Annotated in this window: 18 protein-coding genes; 16 read left to right on the top strand and 2 right to left on the bottom strand. The window is 45.6% G+C overall.

The window, feature by feature from the left end:
• The first annotated feature begins 46 nt into the window (after positions 1-46).
• The 3 genes from lolA to serS all read left to right on the top strand — a co-directional run bounded on the left by lolA (position 47) and on the right by serS (position 3,430).
• Positions 47-673, top strand: coding sequence for an outer membrane lipoprotein chaperone LolA (gene lolA / locus V1U08_RS09395; RefSeq protein ID WP_014231459.1), 627 nt, complete (start codon positions 47-49; stop codon positions 671-673).
• A gap of 6 nt (positions 674-679) precedes the next feature.
• Positions 680-2,029 (top strand): replication-associated recombination protein A, encoded by a 1,350-nt coding sequence (locus tag V1U08_RS09390; RefSeq protein WP_330470469.1) that lies wholly within the window; start codon positions 680-682, stop codon positions 2,027-2,029.
• A gap of 93 nt (positions 2,030-2,122) precedes the next feature.
• Positions 2,123-3,430, top strand: a complete 1,308-nt coding sequence (serS, locus tag V1U08_RS09385) for a serine--tRNA ligase (protein WP_014231461.1) — start codon at positions 2,123-2,125, stop codon at positions 3,428-3,430.
• A gap of 83 nt (positions 3,431-3,513) precedes the next feature.
• Here the strand turns inward: serS and bioA are convergent, their stop codons facing one another.
• Positions 3,514-4,791 (bottom strand): adenosylmethionine--8-amino-7-oxononanoate transaminase, encoded by a 1,278-nt coding sequence (gene bioA, locus V1U08_RS09380; RefSeq protein ID WP_330470468.1) that lies wholly within the window; start codon positions 4,789-4,791, stop codon positions 3,514-3,516.
• Positions 4,792-4,920: 129 nt separating this feature from the next.
• Between bioA and bioB the strand changes: the two genes are divergently transcribed.
• The 4 genes from bioB to bioD are packed head-to-tail and all read left to right on the top strand — an operon-like array spanning position 4,921 to position 8,597.
• Positions 4,921-5,973 carry a biotin synthase BioB gene (gene bioB / locus V1U08_RS09375; protein ID WP_014231463.1) on the top strand — a complete coding sequence of 351 codons (1,053 nt, stop codon included), beginning with the start codon at positions 4,921-4,923 and terminating at the stop codon, positions 5,971-5,973.
• Positions 5,960-7,111: an 8-amino-7-oxononanoate synthase gene (gene bioF, locus V1U08_RS09370; RefSeq protein WP_330470467.1), complete on the top strand. Its 1,152-nt coding sequence runs from the start codon at positions 5,960-5,962 to the stop codon at positions 7,109-7,111. Before bioB ends, bioF begins: the two co-directional genes overlap by 14 nt.
• Positions 7,111-7,917: a malonyl-ACP O-methyltransferase BioC gene (gene bioC, locus V1U08_RS09365; protein WP_014231465.1), complete on the top strand. Its 807-nt coding sequence runs from the start codon at positions 7,111-7,113 to the stop codon at positions 7,915-7,917. The genes bioF and bioC overlap by 1 nt, the downstream gene beginning before the upstream one ends.
• Complete coding sequence (gene bioD / locus V1U08_RS09360) at positions 7,914-8,597, top strand: dethiobiotin synthase (protein ID WP_162889671.1); 684 nt, start codon at positions 7,914-7,916, stop codon at positions 8,595-8,597. Before bioC ends, bioD begins: the two co-directional genes overlap by 4 nt.
• Positions 8,598-8,666: 69 nt before the next feature.
• Here bioD and V1U08_RS09355 read toward each other — a convergent pair whose 3' ends face one another.
• Positions 8,667-8,834: a hypothetical protein gene (locus V1U08_RS09355; protein WP_014231467.1), complete on the bottom strand. Its 168-nt coding sequence runs from the start codon at positions 8,832-8,834 to the stop codon at positions 8,667-8,669.
• Between the two features lie 312 nt (positions 8,835-9,146).
• Here V1U08_RS09355 and htpX point away from each other — a divergent pair, with 312 nt between their 5' ends.
• The 9 genes from htpX to V1U08_RS09310 all read left to right on the top strand — a co-directional run bounded on the left by htpX (position 9,147) and on the right by V1U08_RS09310 (position 16,336).
• The gene (htpX, locus tag V1U08_RS09350; RefSeq protein ID WP_014231468.1) at positions 9,147-10,016 is read left to right on the top strand and encodes a protease HtpX; all 870 of its coding nucleotides are present in this window, start codon (positions 9,147-9,149) and stop codon (positions 10,014-10,016) included.
• Positions 10,017-10,219: 203 nt separating this feature from the next.
• Complete coding sequence (locus V1U08_RS09345; RefSeq protein WP_330470466.1) at positions 10,220-10,639, top strand: nuclear transport factor 2 family protein; 420 nt, start codon at positions 10,220-10,222, stop codon at positions 10,637-10,639.
• The gene (locus V1U08_RS09340; RefSeq protein ID WP_330470465.1) at positions 10,636-11,361 is read left to right on the top strand and encodes an SDR family oxidoreductase; all 726 of its coding nucleotides are present in this window, start codon (positions 10,636-10,638) and stop codon (positions 11,359-11,361) included. The genes V1U08_RS09345 and V1U08_RS09340 overlap by 4 nt, the downstream gene beginning before the upstream one ends.
• Before the next feature lie 13 nt (positions 11,362-11,374).
• Complete coding sequence (locus V1U08_RS09335; RefSeq protein WP_330470464.1) at positions 11,375-12,667, top strand: NAD(P)/FAD-dependent oxidoreductase; 1,293 nt, start codon at positions 11,375-11,377, stop codon at positions 12,665-12,667.
• Position 12,668: 1 nt separating this feature from the next.
• Positions 12,669-13,478 carry a DUF1365 domain-containing protein gene (locus V1U08_RS09330; protein ID WP_330470463.1) on the top strand — a complete coding sequence of 270 codons (810 nt, stop codon included), beginning with the start codon at positions 12,669-12,671 and terminating at the stop codon, positions 13,476-13,478.
• Entirely contained in the window at positions 13,472-14,728 is a 1,257-nt protein-coding gene (locus V1U08_RS09325) for a cyclopropane-fatty-acyl-phospholipid synthase family protein (protein ID WP_330470462.1), read from the top strand. The genes V1U08_RS09330 and V1U08_RS09325 overlap by 7 nt, the downstream gene beginning before the upstream one ends.
• A 6-nt stretch (positions 14,729-14,734) precedes the next feature.
• Positions 14,735-15,247 (top strand): DUF2878 domain-containing protein, encoded by a 513-nt coding sequence (locus V1U08_RS09320; RefSeq protein WP_330470461.1) that lies wholly within the window; start codon positions 14,735-14,737, stop codon positions 15,245-15,247.
• Positions 15,207-15,803 (top strand): chalcone isomerase family protein, encoded by a 597-nt coding sequence (locus V1U08_RS09315; protein ID WP_118118157.1) that lies wholly within the window; start codon positions 15,207-15,209, stop codon positions 15,801-15,803. Before V1U08_RS09320 ends, V1U08_RS09315 begins: the two co-directional genes overlap by 41 nt.
• 44 nt (positions 15,804-15,847) lie before the next feature.
• Positions 15,848-16,336, top strand: a complete 489-nt coding sequence (locus V1U08_RS09310; RefSeq protein WP_330470552.1) for a DUF3833 domain-containing protein — start codon at positions 15,848-15,850, stop codon at positions 16,334-16,336.
• The last annotated feature ends 51 nt before the right edge of the window (positions 16,337-16,387 follow it).

Raw genomic sequence — 16,387 nt, 5'->3', positions numbered from 1 at the left:
AGGTGAGTAAAATTCGGTCTTTTAGACCACAGTGATAGGTATTTGAATGAAACAACGATTTTCAGCGAAACTCATCTCCGCGCTTGTTTTAAGCTTCTCTATATTCTCAACCGCGTATGCCGCATCCCCAAAAGCAGAGTTAAGCAAGCGTTTATCAATTAACGAAGGCTTCAGTGCCGACTTTTCTCAACAAGTCATCAGCCCTGAAGGGGAAACGGTGATGGAAGGGGAAGGGACCGTTGAGATTGCCCGTCCGAGTTTGTTCCGTTGGAGCACGACATTCCCAGACGAAAACTTGTTGGTGTCTGATGGTAAAACCCTTTGGTACTACAGCCCATTTATCGAACAAGTGAGCATTTACTGGCAAGAACAAGCTGCTGAACAGACACCATTTGTGCTTTTGACTCGTAATCGCGCAAGTGATTGGGACAATTACAAAGTCTCTCAAAAAGGCAATGAGTTCACACTGATCCCGACAGCCGTCGATTCAACGCAAGGTCGTTTCCAGATTAATATCGATGCAAAAGGTATCGTAAAAGGCTTCAATGTGATTGAACAAGATGGTCAAAGAGGCCTGTTCAAATTCAGTAACGTGAAGCTAGGAAAACCAAAAGCCAACCGATTCACATTCACGATTCCAAAAGGAGTGGAAGTGGATGACCAAAGGAATTAACGGGTAGTGACGAATTACACACTAGATTTCTCGGGGGACGAAGATTTTCGTCCCCTTGCTGCGCGTATGAGGCCGCAAACGGTCGAACAGTATATTGGACAGCAGCATATTTTAGGTCCGGGGAAACCTTTACGTCGTGCATTAGAAGCCGGGAATATCCACTCAATGATTTTGTGGGGGCCTCCGGGTACCGGCAAAACGACGTTGGCAGAAGTCGCAGCGAATTACGCGAATGCAGAGGTGGAGCGTGTTTCTGCAGTGACGTCTGGCGTGAAAGAAATACGTGCTGCGATTGAGAAAGCACGAGAAAATAAAATGACGGGTCGCCGCACGATATTGTTCGTGGATGAGGTGCACCGGTTTAACAAGTCTCAGCAAGACGCTTTCCTTCCGCATATTGAAGATGGTACGGTTACTTTCATCGGTGCAACCACAGAAAACCCGTCTTTCGAACTCAACAACGCATTGTTGTCTCGAGCGCGTGTTTACAAACTGACCTCATTGAATAAAGACGAGATTGCACAGGCGCTCAATCAAGCGATTATCGATAAAGAGCGTGGTCTGGGTAAGATACCGGCCCACTTTGCTGATAACGTGCTCGATCGCTTATCAGAACTGGTTAACGGTGACGCTCGCATGTCGCTTAATTACCTTGAGTTGCTCTATGATATGGCCGAAGACAACGCTCAAGGTGAGAAAGAAATCACGCTTAAGCTACTGGCCGAAGTCGCAGGGGAAAAAGTCTCTCGTTTTGATAACAAAGGCGACATTTGGTACGACTTGATTTCTGCGGTACATAAATCAATTCGCGGATCTAACCCAGATGCAGCACTGTACTGGGCTGCGAGAATGATCGCTGCAGGTTGTGACCCTTTATACATTGCACGCCGATTACTCGCAATTGCTTCCGAGGATATCGGAAATGCGGATCCTCGAGCTATGCAAGTAGCACTCTCTGCATGGGACTGTTTTACGCGTGTTGGTCCGGCAGAAGGCGAACGTGCGATTGCTCAGGCGATCGTGTACCTTGCGTGTGCACCTAAGAGTAATGCGGTCTATGTGGCGTGGAAACAAGCGCTTTCAGACGCGCATAACTTACCCGAGTACGAAGTCCCTCATCATTTGCGTAATGCACCAACAAGTTTGATGAAAGACATGGGGTACGGCGCTGAATATCGGTATGCTCACGATGAGCCGGGAGCGTATGCAGCGGGTGAGCGATATCTGCCACCGGAAATGGATGATCGTAAGTACTATGAGCCGACAAATCGAGGTCTAGAGACCAAAATCGGCGAAAAGTTAGATTACTTGGCTACTTTAGACGCAAATAGCCCACAAAAGCGCTATGAAAAGTAGGCATTTTTGGATACATTTATTCGGTAAATTTTTATAGCGTACTAGCAAGATGTTGGTGCGCGATTTCACAACTACAAAAGCATAGGATTAACAATGCTGGATTCTAAATTACTTCGAACTGAGCTGGATGAAACAGCTGCTAAACTGGCGCGTCGTGGCTTTAAGCTAGACGTCGAGACTATCCGTAACCTTGAAGAACAACGTAAGTCCATTCAAGTAGAAGTTGAAAATTTACAATCCACGCGTAACTCCATCTCCAAGCAAATCGGCCAAAAAATGGCAGCTGGCGACAAAGAAGGCGCAGAAGAGATCAAGAAACAAATCGGTACACTAGGTAGCGATCTTGATGCGAAGAAAGTTGAACTTGAGCAAGTGATGTCTCAACTAGAGGAAATCACGCTTTCTGTTCCAAACCTGCCAGCTGACGATGTGCCAGACGGTAAAGATGAAGAAGACAACGTAGAAATCTCTCGTTGGGGCGAGCCAAAAACTTACGATTTCGAACTGAAAGATCACGTTGACCTAGGTGAAATGGGCGACGGTCTTGATTTCGCGAGCGCGACTAAAATTACCGGTGCACGCTTTATCGTGATGAAAGGTCAGTTCGCGCGCCTACACCGTGCAATCGCTCAGTTCATGCTAGATCTTCACACCGAAGAACACGGCTACACAGAAATGTACGTACCGTACCTAGTGAATTCTGACAGCCTATTTGGTACAGGTCAGCTACCTAAATTTGGTAAAGACCTTTTCCACACAGAGCCGCTTGAAGAGAAAGTGAACGACGAAGAGCCGCGTAGACTGTCACTTATCCCTACAGCTGAAGTACCAGTAACTAACATGGTACGTGACACGATCTCTGACGAAGCGGATCTACCGCTTAAGATGACAGCTCACACGCCATGCTTCCGTTCAGAAGCAGGTTCTTACGGTCGTGATACTCGTGGTCTTATCCGTATGCACCAGTTCGACAAAGTTGAACTTGTTCAAATCACTAAGCCAGAAGACTCAATGGATGCACTTGAAGAGCTAACAGGTCACGCTGAGAAAGTTCTGCAACTTCTAGAGCTTCCTTACCGTAAAGTGGTTCTGTGTACAGGTGACATGGGCTTCGGTGCTCGTAAGACTTACGACCTAGAAGTATGGGTTCCTGCGCAAGAAACTTACCGCGAAATCTCTTCATGTTCTAACATGTGGGACTTCCAGGCTCGCCGTATGCAGGCGCGTTTCCGTCGTAAAGGCGAGAAGAAACCTGAGCTTGTGCACACGCTAAACGGTTCTGGCCTAGCAGTAGGTCGTACAATGGTTGCTATCCTTGAAAACAACCAAGAAGCAGACGGCCGTATTGCAATCCCAACTGCACTTCAGAAGTACATGGGCGGCGCAACGCACATCGGTTAATAAGTAAACTGAATAAATACAAAAACCCAGCTTTTGAGCTGGGTTTTTTAATATCTAAAAACCAAAATCAGTGGGCGTCGTTGTTATAAAAAACAGTCTTCACGTTGAAGCGCTGTTTCAATCGCGTTTACCAACCTTTCAATGTGTTCTGGCTCGCTGATAAATGGTGGCATCATGTAAATGAGTTTGCCAAACGGACGAATCCACACACCCTGCTCAACAAATAGCGCCTGAATCGCTTCCATGTTAACGGGACGATGAGTTTCCACAACGCCTATTGCACCAAGCCAACGTGTATTTTTCACCACATCATATTGTTCTAGCTTGGGTAACAACTCAGAAAAAAGCGTTTCAATTTGCTGAGTCTGCTGTTGCCAGGCTCCTTGCTCGATAAGCTCTAAACTCGCGGTCGCTACCGCACAAGCGAGCGGGTTTCCCATGAAAGTGGGCCCATGCATAAAGCAACCTGCTTCGCCACCGCAAACCGTATCAGCGACATGTTTGGTCGCAAGAGTGGCAGATAACGTCATATAGCCACCAGTTAATGCTTTACCAACACAAAGGATGTCAGGCTGAATACCGGCATGCTCACATGCGAAAAGCTTTCCTGTACGTCCAAATCCTGTCGCAATCTCATCAGCAATCAATAGAAGTTCATATTTGTCACAGAGTGCTCTGACACCTTTAAGGAACTCAGGATGATAAATACGCATCCCCCCGGCACCTTGTACGATTGGCTCTAGAATCACTGCGGCAAGTTCTTGGTGATGCTGATCGATCTTCTGTGCGAAATCAGCCAAGTCGTCGGGGTTCCATTCATCCCAATAACCGCATGTCGGAGAGTCCGCGAAGATATGTTCTGGCAGAAAGCCTTTGTATAGCGAGTGCATCGAGTTGTCGGGGTCAGTGACCGACATTGCGGCAAACGTGTCACCATGGTAGCCGTGTTTTAAGGTAAGGAATTTAGGTCTGCGTTCGCCTTTTGCATGCCAATATTGCAACGCCATTTTGAGGCTTACCTCTACAGCGACCGAGCCTGAATCGGCAAGAAAAACGTGTTCGAGATTGTCAGGTGCGAGGGAGAGCAGCTTCTTACACAAACTGATAGCGGGTTGGTGAGTAATACCACCAAACATAACATGAGAAACCTGATCAATTTGCTGATGGGCCGCTTGGTTCAGATGCGGATGATTATAGCCATGAATCGTTGACCACCAAGACGACATGCCATCAACTAATTGGGTGCCGTCTTCCAGATTAATGTAGACCCCATCAGCCGAAACAACCGGATAGCAGGTCAGAGGAGTCAGCGTTGAAGTGTAGGGATGCCAGATATGTTGGCGATCGAAGGCAAGATCCATGTGTAATTCCAATATTGTAAAGATTAAAAATTAACCAGTTGTAAACTTTTGATTTTGCGATTATGTTGACAGTTTATCGAGACTAAGTAGACTGTCAACACAACAAAAAAAGTAATCTAAGGAATACACGTGGAAGTACGTCATAACTGGACGCATGCAGAAGTACAAGAGCTAATGGAAAAACCATTTATGGATCTTCTGTTCGAAGCACAGCTTGTTCACCGTCAATACCAGCAAACCAATCATGTTCAAGTTAGCACATTGCTATCAATCAAGACGGGTGCATGCCCAGAAGACTGTAAGTACTGTCCTCAAAGCGCGAGATACACCACAGACATTGAAAAAGAGCGTCTAATGGAAGTGGAACGTGTCCTCGATGCGGCGCAAAAAGCGAAAAATGCTGGCTCTACCCGTTTCTGTATGGGCGCTGCGTGGAAAAACCCGAAAGAGCGCGACATGCCACACCTGACGGATATGATCAAAGGCGTGAAAGGTATGGGTTTAGAAACCTGTATGACGCTGGGTATGTTGACGCCAGAGCAAGCGAATCAACTTGCCGACGCGGGCTTGGATTACTACAACCACAACCTTGATACGTCACCTGAGTTTTACGGCAATATCATCACAACTCGCACTTATCAGGATCGTCTGGATACGCTATCTCATGTTCGTGATGCGGGCATGAAAATCTGTTCGGGCGGCATCATTGGTATGGGCGAAAGTGCCAACGACCGTGCTGGTTTATTAGTAGAACTTGCTAATCTGCCGACTCATCCAGAAAGTGTACCAATCAACATGCTGGTTAAAGTGAAAGGCACACCGCTTGAAAAAGTCGAAGACGTTGAACCATTTGATTTTATTCGTCTCATTGCTATCGCACGAATCATGATGCCTCAATCTGCGGTTCGCTTGTCTGCGGGACGCGAAAACATGAATGAGCAGATGCAAGCGTTGTGTTTCATGGCTGGTGCGAACTCTGTTTTCTACGGTTGTAAGCTACTTACAACGCCAAACCCTTCTGAAGACAAAGATATGATGCTGTTTGATAAGTTAGGCATAAACAGCCAGCAAGTCTCGCAAAAGCCGGATGAAATTGAAGAGAACGAATTGCTTGATCGTGTGGTAGAACGTGTTGCCGCTCGTCCGACTAAAGACGACCTTTTCTACGATGCCAGCGTTTAAATCTCGTATCGAATCAGCACTCTCTCAACGAAAAGAGCAGGGGCTGGATCGCTCAATGAACTTAGTGTTTGCCGGTAACCAGTCTGTTCTGGAACACGCGGGCAAACGCTATATCAACTTCTCGAGTAATGATTACCTTGGTTTGGCCAATGATCAATCTTTGGTTCGGGCTTGGCAGCAGGGGCTAAGTGTTTACGGCAGTGGCAGCGGAGCTTCACCTATGGTGACAGGGTTTAGCGCTGCGCACAGTAATCTAGAAGCCGCACTGACGGAGTGGTTGGGTTATGAGCGCGCAATATTGTTTGGCTCGGGTTTCAGCGCCAATCAGGCATTGCTGTTTACTCTGTTGGAAAAGTCAGATGTCTTATTGCAAGACCGGCTTAATCACGCGTCTTTAATGGAAGCCGGTGCGTTGTCTCCCGCTAAAATGAAACGCTTTAAACATAATGACCTCGAACATCTCAGATCGCTTATCAATACCGAATGTAATCATTTAGTGGTGACGGAAGGCGTTTTTAGTATGGATGGTGATTGCTCACCTCTTGCGGCGCTTGCCCAGATAACTCAAGAAAATGATGCCTGGCTGGCAGTGGATGACGCTCATGGCATTGGTGTGTTGGGCGATACTGGTGGTGGTTCGTGTGAGAAGGCCAATATCAAGCCAGATATACTCGTAGTCACATTTGGCAAGGCGTTTGGCGTTTCCGGTGCTGCCATTTTGTGTGACCGCGTGACAGGTGACTTCCTGACACAGTTCGCGCGTCATCACGTCTATTCGACAGCCATGCCTCCTGCACAAGCGTATGCGTTAACTCATGCGGTTTCCATCGTTCAGGAGCAAGGTTGGCGGAGAGAAAAGTTGGCGGAGTTAAGTGCTTACTATCAGGAATGCTTACACGGCATGAGCGGCTTTGTTGAAACGCTGACACCGATTAAACCTTTTGTTATCGGTGATGCAGAGAAAGCGTTAAGTGTCGCAGACTCATGTCGCCAACACGGTTTCTGGGTTACGGCGATCCGACCGCCGACGGTTCCAGCAGGGACGTCCCGGTTGCGTATCACCTTGACGGCGAATCACACCAAAGATCAAATCAAAACATTATCTCACGTACTTGAACAAGCACTAGGAGCGCGGTAATGAATCAAGCAGAACAGAGAGATCTGGCTCTTGAAAGTCTAGATAAGAGTGCTATCGCTACTTCATTCAGTAAAGCCGCCAATACGTATGACGCACATGCGGCGTTTCAACGCGATGTAGGGCATCGGTTATTAGAAAGGCTACCAGAAGATTTATCAGGGAAGCGCGTATTAGATCTAGGTTGTGGGACGGGTTACTTCTCTGAGTTACTCCAGCAACGTGGTGCCGAAGTGGTTTGTGTGGATATCTCTCAAGAGATGTTAAACAAGGCCCATCAACGATGCGGCGATGCGAGAGCACGCTATGTTTTAGCCGACGCAGAAAACTTGCCTTTTGATGATCATCACTTTGATTTTGTCTTTTCGAGTTTGGCTCTGCAGTGGTGTCGTGATTTAAGCTATCCGTTACGCGAAGTACGCCGAGTTCTCAAGGACGGGGGCGCTGGCTTTTTCTCTACTCTGGTTGATGGTTCTCTCTATGAGCTACGTGAATCATGGAAAAAAATTGATGCATATCAACACGTCAATAACTTTATAACGATCAATCAGGTAAAAATTGCGTTGGCGCAAGCTCACTGCAATGACCATCATCTAGACTTGACCTCCATCACAGTTTGGTACGACTCTGCGTTTTCTGTTATGCGAGACCTTAAAGGTATCGGAGCAACCCATGTTAGTGGGCGCTCTCCTGCGTTGACAAGCCGCCGCAAACTTTTACACGTAGAACGTGCGTACCAAGAATTCAAAAACGATAAAGGTCTTTTACCTGCAAGTTATCAGGTTTGTTTTGGAGTAATACATCTATGATTGATGCTTTTTTTATTGCTGGTACGGATACTGATGTAGGAAAAACGGTAGCGTCTAAAGCCATTCTGCAAGCGTTAGCGGCAAAAGGGTTAAACACCATTGGTTATAAGCCAGTGGCAGCAGGAAGCGAAAAGACAGAGCAAGGTTGGCGCAACTCAGATGCGTTGCATTTACAAAAAGCAGCGACACTAGAAGTGGCTTACGATGATATAAACCCGTACGCACTAGAGCTGCCAACTTCGCCGCATATCGCCGCGAAACATGAAGATGTTGAAATTAAATACGACGTTTTAAGTGGAAAACTGGCTCAGCATAAATCTCAGGCTGACGTGGTTTTGGTTGAAGGTGCGGGGGGATGGCGAGTCCCGGTTTCGGATACAGACAATCTTTCTACTTGGGTTAAACAAGAGCAGCTTCCAGTTGTTTTGGTTGTTGGTATTAAACTGGGTTGTTTGAGCCACGCATTTTTAACCGCAGAGGCAATTCGAGCCGATGGTTTGAACCTTGTTGGGTGGGTAGCAAATCGCGTGAACCCGGGAACGGAGCACTATGCGGACATCATCGAGATGCTGGAATCTCGCTTAGGTGCACCCAAATTAGGTGAGATCCCTTATGTTCCTAGTGCTAAGCGCAAAGAACTCGGCAAATACATTAACATCGATCCTTTGCTTCAACGCTAGAACAGAAAAACGAAAGGGCTGCATTTCGCAGCCCTTTCCATTATTCGAATTCGAAAACCTAATTCAGGTTTATTTTTCGTTACCGAGACCCATCAATGCGTGTTGCGTTTCTGCAATACGATTAGCCATATGATCATCAGTCGAAATACCAAGTTGTTGCTTTGCCTCGTCCTCTGAGATACCTAGGTGACAACGTAGTAAATCGATAGCCATTTGATAGTCGTTCGTTTCTACCATGATTTTTCCCTCAAGACATGGATTTGGAGCTACTCGGCTTCGGAAAGCCTTTAGAGTTCGCTCTGTTTTTGTTCATCTGACCTGAATTTAGCACGCTGAAACAATCGAACAATAAGACCAAAGTCTAAACCTGGTCTAAAATACTGTTTTTAGGCTATAAAAATTTACGATTTATTTCAGTTGAGAAAACAAATGTTGCAATTTATTGCTTAACCTTGTTTTTAACAGCGATAGACTATATCTATAACGCAACGGAGCACGAAACCAAATGGGATCGGCTTTTACAACAATAAGCTTCCTCGGAGAAAAGTAATGAAGCGAGTTATGTTATTCCTGGCAACTAACCTAGCCGTTGTGCTAGTTCTTAGTGTTGTTCTGAATATTGTTTACGCTACAACGGGAATGCAGCCGGGCAGTTTGTCTGGTTTGCTGGTTATGGCTGCGGTCTTTGGTTTTGGTGGTGCACTGATTTCGTTAATGATGTCAAAAGGCATGGCACTGCGTTCGGTTGGCGGTATGGTTATCGAAAGCCCACGTAACGAAACAGAGCACTGGCTACTGGAGACAGTAGGTCGTCAGGCTCAGCAAGCGGGGATCGGCATGCCAACGGTGGCAATTTATGATTCACCAGATATCAATGCCTTCGCAACAGGTGCAAAGCGTGATGACTCATTGGTTGCCGTTTCTACGGGTCTGCTACATAACATGACTCGCGATGAAGCTGAAGCCGTATTGGCGCACGAGGTAAGTCACATTGCTAATGGTGACATGGTTACGATGACACTGATGCAAGGTGTTGTGAACACGTTTGTTATCTTCTTGTCACGTTTTATCGCCAACATGGTGGCGTCTAACGATGAGGAAGAAGGTCAAGGTTCAAACATGATGGTGTACTTTGGTGTCTCTATGGTACTGGAACTGGTGTTTGGTTTCTTAGCAAGCTTCATCACCATGTGGTACAGCCGTCATCGTGAGTTCCATGCAGACGCTGGTGCCGCTAGTCTGGTCGGCAAAGAAAAAATGATTGCTGCTCTTGAGCGCTTGAAAATGAGCCAAGAGTCGAAGTTAGATGGCACTATGATGGCGTTTGGTATCAACGGTAAGCAGTCTTTGACAGAGCTACTAATGAGCCACCCACCACTAGACAAGCGTATTAACGCTCTTCGCAATCAACAGTACTAATTGAATAATTTTCTGAAAAGGCTTGGTTTTTACCAAGCCTTTTTTTCGTTTGTCTGATCGCTACCTTCCTTGTTCACGTATCACACCTAAAAGAAACAAAGTTATACAAAATATTTTTTGTACAACTTTATGTGATTAGTCTATGTTGTACGTATAATATTTTTGTACAACATGAACGGTTGAAGGTGCGTAGGAGCAACGAAATGGAATTACGGTCTATCGTCGATATTTACCAGCAGCTCAGCAAAGATAACTTACATCTGCTGGATGAAATTTATCACCCTGATGTGGTGTTTGAAGACGCAGCGCATCGATTAGAGGGGAGAACCGCTCTCTACCAATACTTTCAATCACTGTATACCAACGTTATCCGCTGTGACTTTGTCATTCATGAACACCAACAGGTGGATGATACGGGGTTTATTACGTGGACCATGGAATTACTCCATCCAAAGTTACAGGGCGGATCGCCAATTTTGGTAAATGGAGCTTCTCATCTGAAGTTTGCTGAAGGACAAGTCATTTATCATCGCGACTACTTTGATCTCGGTGAGATGCTTTATGAAAACTTACCCCTACTTGGCGCGGTGGTAAAAATCGTGAAGCAGAGGTTATCGCAATGAGCGGCTCGATTTTGATTACTGGTGCGACGTCTGGCATAGGAAAGCAGCTTGCGTTGGATTACGCCAATTCTGGCTGGCGTGTCATTGCTTGTGGGCGTAACGAATCCGTACTCAGTGAGCTAAGTGATGTTTCACCGCAGATCGAAACGCTTCGGTTTGACGTGACGAATTACGAAGAAACCATGCTTGCACTTTCATCACTCAGCTTTGTTCCAGATACCTGGTTTTTCAATGCTGGAGATTGCGAGTACATGGACAATGGCCACGTTGACGCGAGACTCATGGCGCGAGTTCTGAATGTCAACGTTATTGGAGTGGCCAATTGTGTCGAAGCCTGTCAAAGATATTTTGAAGCGGGGCATAGAGTGGTGATAGTCGGTTCTATTGCGTCTGAAGTGGCTTTACCGAGAGCAGAGGCGTACGGGGCATCGAAAGCGGCTGTGAGCTACTTTGCCCGCACACTCGCCTTAGATTTCGCCAAAAAAGGGATAAAGGTTATCACGGTCTTTCCTGGCTTTGTCGAGACGCCGCTTACCGACAAAAACACCTTTGAAATGCCGATGATCATTTCCGTCAAGCAAGCCTCTGATTCGATCAGGAAGCAGCTTTCAGCAAATAAAAGTCACATCTATTTCCCTGCGAGGTTTACCAGCATTCTTCGCTTCATTTCGTTGTTTCCATACCGCTGGCAAGCCCGCTTAATGCGTAAACTCGTGTCGTAAAAAGGAAGAAAATATGAAAATTGCAATTATAGGCACAGGGATATCCGGACTGACGTGCGGTTATTACTTGCATCAAGAACATGACATCACTTTATTTGAAGCGAATGATTACATCGGTGGGCACACAGCAACCGTTGATGTCACTGTTGATGAAAAAGAGTATGCAATTGACACTGGCTTTATCGTTTATAACGACCGCACCTATCCAAATTTTATCAAGATGATGAATGAAATTGGCGTAGAAGGTATACCAACTCAAATGAGCTTCAGCGTCCGTAACAACGGAAACGGGTTAGAGTACAATGGTCACACGATTTCTACACTGTTCGCACAAAAGCGTAATTGGTTAAATCCAAAGTTTTATCGCTTTATCTACGAGATACTTCGTTTCAACAAGTTAGCGAAAGCCTTCGCCAAGAACGAAAACACCAATTTGCAAACGCTTGGCGAATTTCTCGATGAACATAAATTTAGTGAGTTCTTCACTGACAATTACATTCTTCCTATGGGCGCGGCAATTTGGTCTTCTACACTGGCGGATATGCGTGCATTTCCGTTGATGTTTTTCTTACGTTTTTTCTTGAATCATGGATTGCTAGATGTGACGAATCGTCCACAGTGGTATGTGATCAAAGGTGGCTCTCGCGCTTACATTCCGCCATTGACTAAGGGGTTTGCACAAAATATCCGTCTCAACAGTCCGGTTGAAAGCGTTACGCGAAGTAAAGATCGTGTGCTTTTGCACGTAAACGGGACTACGGAGTGGTTCGACGAAGTGATATTCGCTTGCCACAGTGATCAGGCAATGAGAATGCTCAGTGAGCTGTCTGACGAGGAGAGAAGTATTCTTGGTGATATGGCGTATCAATCCAACGAGGTGGTTCTGCACACTGATACAAGCTTGCTGCCGAAACGCAAAGCAGCCTGGGCTTCCTGGAACTATCTTTTAGAGGGGAGTGACAGCGAGAAACAACGATTACCGTCACTCACGTACGATATGAACATACTTCAGCATTTAGATTCTCCTCATACTTTTTGCGTAACGTTGAATAGCACCGAGCAGATCGATGAAAACAAAATTCTTCGTAAGTTCTCTTATGATCATCCCGTTTTTACGACCGAATCTATAGCGGCTCAACAGAGAAGGCGTGAGATTCAGGGCGTTGCACATACCTGGTTCTGTGGGGCTTATTGGCATAACGGGTTTCATGAAGATGGTGTGCGTAGTGCTTTGGATGTAGTCAAAGCGATGAAAGAGAAAACGAAAGCACAAGATGTTACTACGCTGCAAAGAGGCGCAGCATAATATGGCTAGCGGTATGAACAGCCGATTGTTTATTGGCAATGTAAGACATCGTCGCTTCACTCCCGTGTCGCACGAATTGAACTATTCGTTATTCATGCCAGCCATTGATGTTGACGAGATTGATGAGCTTGAAAAGAAAGTGTGGGGATTTGGAACACGCTGGTGGCATTGGGCGCGGTTTAAGCGCAGTGACTATGTCGGTGAGGGCAGCCTTAAAAAGGCAGTACAAGACAAATTAGAAAGCCTGACAGGCGTGAAATGTGATGGTCGAGTTATTGCGGTTTGCCACTTGCGCTATTTAGGGCTCTATTTTAGTCCGGTTAATTTCTACTATGTTTATAGCAAGCAGGGTGAATGGAAATATTTGCTGGCTGAAGTGAGCAATACACCGTGGAATGAGCGTCATTATTATGTCGTTTCTGCTGATCAGGATGATGAACAATTTGGTTGGAAGCAGGAAAAAGCGTTCCATGTTTCCCCGTTTAACCCAATTGACCAGCAGTACCACTGGAAGATTAAACCACTGACTGACAAGCTCAATATTCATTTAGAGTGCCATAAAGATGGTAAGCATTTTGATGCAACCATGGCAATGAAAGCGACAGTATTATCTAGTAAAAGCTTGATGAAGTGTTTGGTCATCACACCGATACAAACAGTCAAAGTGGTGTTTGGAATTTACTGGCACGCATTGAAGTTATGGAGAAAAGGTGCGCCTTTTTTTTCTCACCCTAAATACTCCAACGAAAATAACACGCAGCCAGAAAAGAAAAAAAAGGAAAGCAATAACAAGGAGAATTCTGCATGTTGAATAGTAGTGCAATCACATTGCCGTGCGAACTGAGTACCACTCAAAAAGCGGCTCGCAGAGTGATCGTTCAATGTTTGAAAAAAATGGAATATGGTTGTTTAACCTTAATCGAGAGCTTTAATTCCGGCGCAGCAGAAAAAAGCGAACGTTTTACAGCACCTGTTGGTATGTATAGCGAGGAGCCTGTGTCAGCGACCATCGAGGTGAAACATCCCGGTTTGTACTCACGAATTTTACGAGGTGGCAGTATCGCTGCAGGTGAGGCTTACATGGATGGCTGGTGGGATAGCCCAGACCTGACGGCATTGATGAAGCTAATGGCGATAAACATGCGCGCATTAGATCAAATAGAGGAGCAGGGTAGTTGGATAACTAAACTGTTTTACAAAGTCAGCCACTGGGCTAACCGCAATTCTCAAGAGAATTCTCGTAAAAATATTCATGCGCACTATGATCTCGGCAATGCGCTGTATGAGTCATTTCTAGACAGTAATATGCTCTATTCATCTGCGCTTTATCGCCAAGATAGTGAGTCACTAGAGCAAGCGCAAATTAATAAAATGGATCGTCTTTGCCAACAGATCGATCTAAAAGCATCCGATCACGTTATTGAGATTGGTACCGGTTGGGGCGCGATGGCGATTTATATGGCTGAGCAGTATGGCTGTCGGGTGACCACCACCACCATTTCAGAAGAACAGCACGCCTACGCCAAGCAACAGATTGAAGAGAAAGGCTTGTCGGATAAAATCACCTTGCTTAAAGAAGATTATCGCAACCTTGATGGCACTTATGACAAGTTAGTTTCGATAGAGATGATTGAAGCGGTGGGGAAAGCGTTTTTGCCGTCTTATATTAAGAAGTGTGAGTCACTGCTGAAACCCGGTGGTTTAATGGCTATTCAGGCGATCACTATTGCCGATCAGCGTTATGACTATTACAGCAATAACGTCGATTTTATTCAAAAGTACATATTTCCAGGTGGATTTTTACCTTCAGTGACTTCTCTGACTCAAGCGGCGACAAAGTACAGTGATCTTGTTGTTCGAGACCTGTTCGATATCGGCCTCGATTATGCGAAAACACTCAATGAATGGCATCGCCGGTTTAATCAAGCTGAGAAAGAAGTTCGCGCGCTAGGTTATGATGACCGATTTATCCGTATGTGGCGTTATTACATGAGTTATTGCGAGGGTGGTTTTTTAGCACGAACCATTAGCACAGTGCACATGACTTTTCAGCGACCTTAATTCGTCATGAGAGTATTGATTGCATCAACCTGGTTTCAACTTTGCTGGTTTGCTGCGGTACTAGGTACCTATCAGTGGCAATGGTTTACCCTTGGTTTTACTTTGGCCACCATTGCCTACTGTGCGGTACGCGATGCGACGTCATTGAAACCCATCGCTGTCATCGTTATTTTCGGGCTCGCCCTGGATAGTCTTAACCAACAGTTTTCGCTTCTGAGCTTCCTAACGATATGGCTGCCAATATGGTTGCTGTGCTTATGGGTAATGTTTGCCTGGTATGCCTACCAGATAAAATCCGTTTTGTATCGTTTTCCTAAAACTTACGTATCAATAATAGGCGGCATTGGGGGAGCAGCGAGTTATTTCGCTGGCTACAAACTCCAGGCTGTTGATTTTGGTTACGATGTTACCTTCACGCTGATGGTTTTATTCGTGGAATGGTGCGTTGTAACCCAGTTGATACTCAGGGTGTATGGAAATGAAAAGCTTACAGGGAAAGTTAACCAAGAATCTAATTAGCGTGTTACTCCTTTCTGGGCTGATTCTGCCGGTTCCGCTGTATGCACAGAGCGCGGGTGCCGATACTGCCCATGTGAATACAGCGCAATGGCGTCAATGGAAAACGGTCGGTGAAGCAAAGCTGACTTGGTTCATCTTTGATATTTACGAGTCACGGTTAAGAGCTCCGGATGGACGCTATCAGGTGAGTGCGGATGTATCTCCTCATCCAATTGCGCTCGAAATTTATTATAAGCGCGACGTCACCAAGCAACAGTTGTTAGAAGTAACCGATGAGCAATGGCAAAAGCTGGGAATAGAACAATCCCTTCGTCAGCAATGGCTAACCATTCTTAATATGATGTATCCAACCATTAAAAAAGGCGACGAGCTTGCCTATGTCACAGATGGTCAAACCGGGCATCTTCTTCATCGTCGTGCTGGAGATGCTTATCCTCAAACGGTTGGCTATGTCAAAGATGAAGCATTAAACGATGCTTTTCTCTCCATTTGGTTGTCACCAAAAACCGAGTTTCCGAAACTTCGTAAACAATTGATAGGGCAGGTTTCGCAGTGAAGATCTTTAAATTGTTCATCGTTTTGGTGGTGAGCGCCGTTGCCATGCTTGTTAGCTCCTGCTCGGCAGAGTTAGACAATTACCAGACGACGAAACCCAGCTTTGACTTGTTTGGATATTTCGATGGCAATGTAAAAGCGTGGGGAATGGTGCAAGACTACTCTGATAAACAAACCAGACGATTCGAAGTAGAAATTGTTGGTACGGTACAAGGTAATCAATTAACACTGGTAGAAGACTTCTTGTTTGATGATGGCGAAGTGGACCAGCGAATTTGGGTGATCACCAGATTAGAGAATAACCGTTATGAGGGCAAAGCAGACGACATTATTGGCGTGGCAACCGGTCAGGAGCAAGGTAACGCATTACAGTGGCAGTATGACTTTGAGTTGAAAATGGATGACGACACCATCACTGTCGCTTTTGATGACTGGCTTTATCGTCAAGATGACAGACACGTGTTTAACCTGACTAAAATTAAGAAGTTTGGTCTCGAAGTAGGGACCATAACCTTATTTTTTCAAAAGCAATAACGTTACGTATCTTTGCCATTATCAAAACCCGTATAAAACAAAAAAGGTTGA

Source organism: Vibrio sp. YYF0003 (assembly GCF_036350715.1).
GTDB classification, from domain to species: Bacteria; Pseudomonadota; Gammaproteobacteria; order Enterobacterales; family Vibrionaceae; genus Vibrio; species Vibrio natriegens.
Note: the sequence above shows the minus strand (reverse complement) of the source record. Positions and strands in the feature narration are given on the sequence as shown.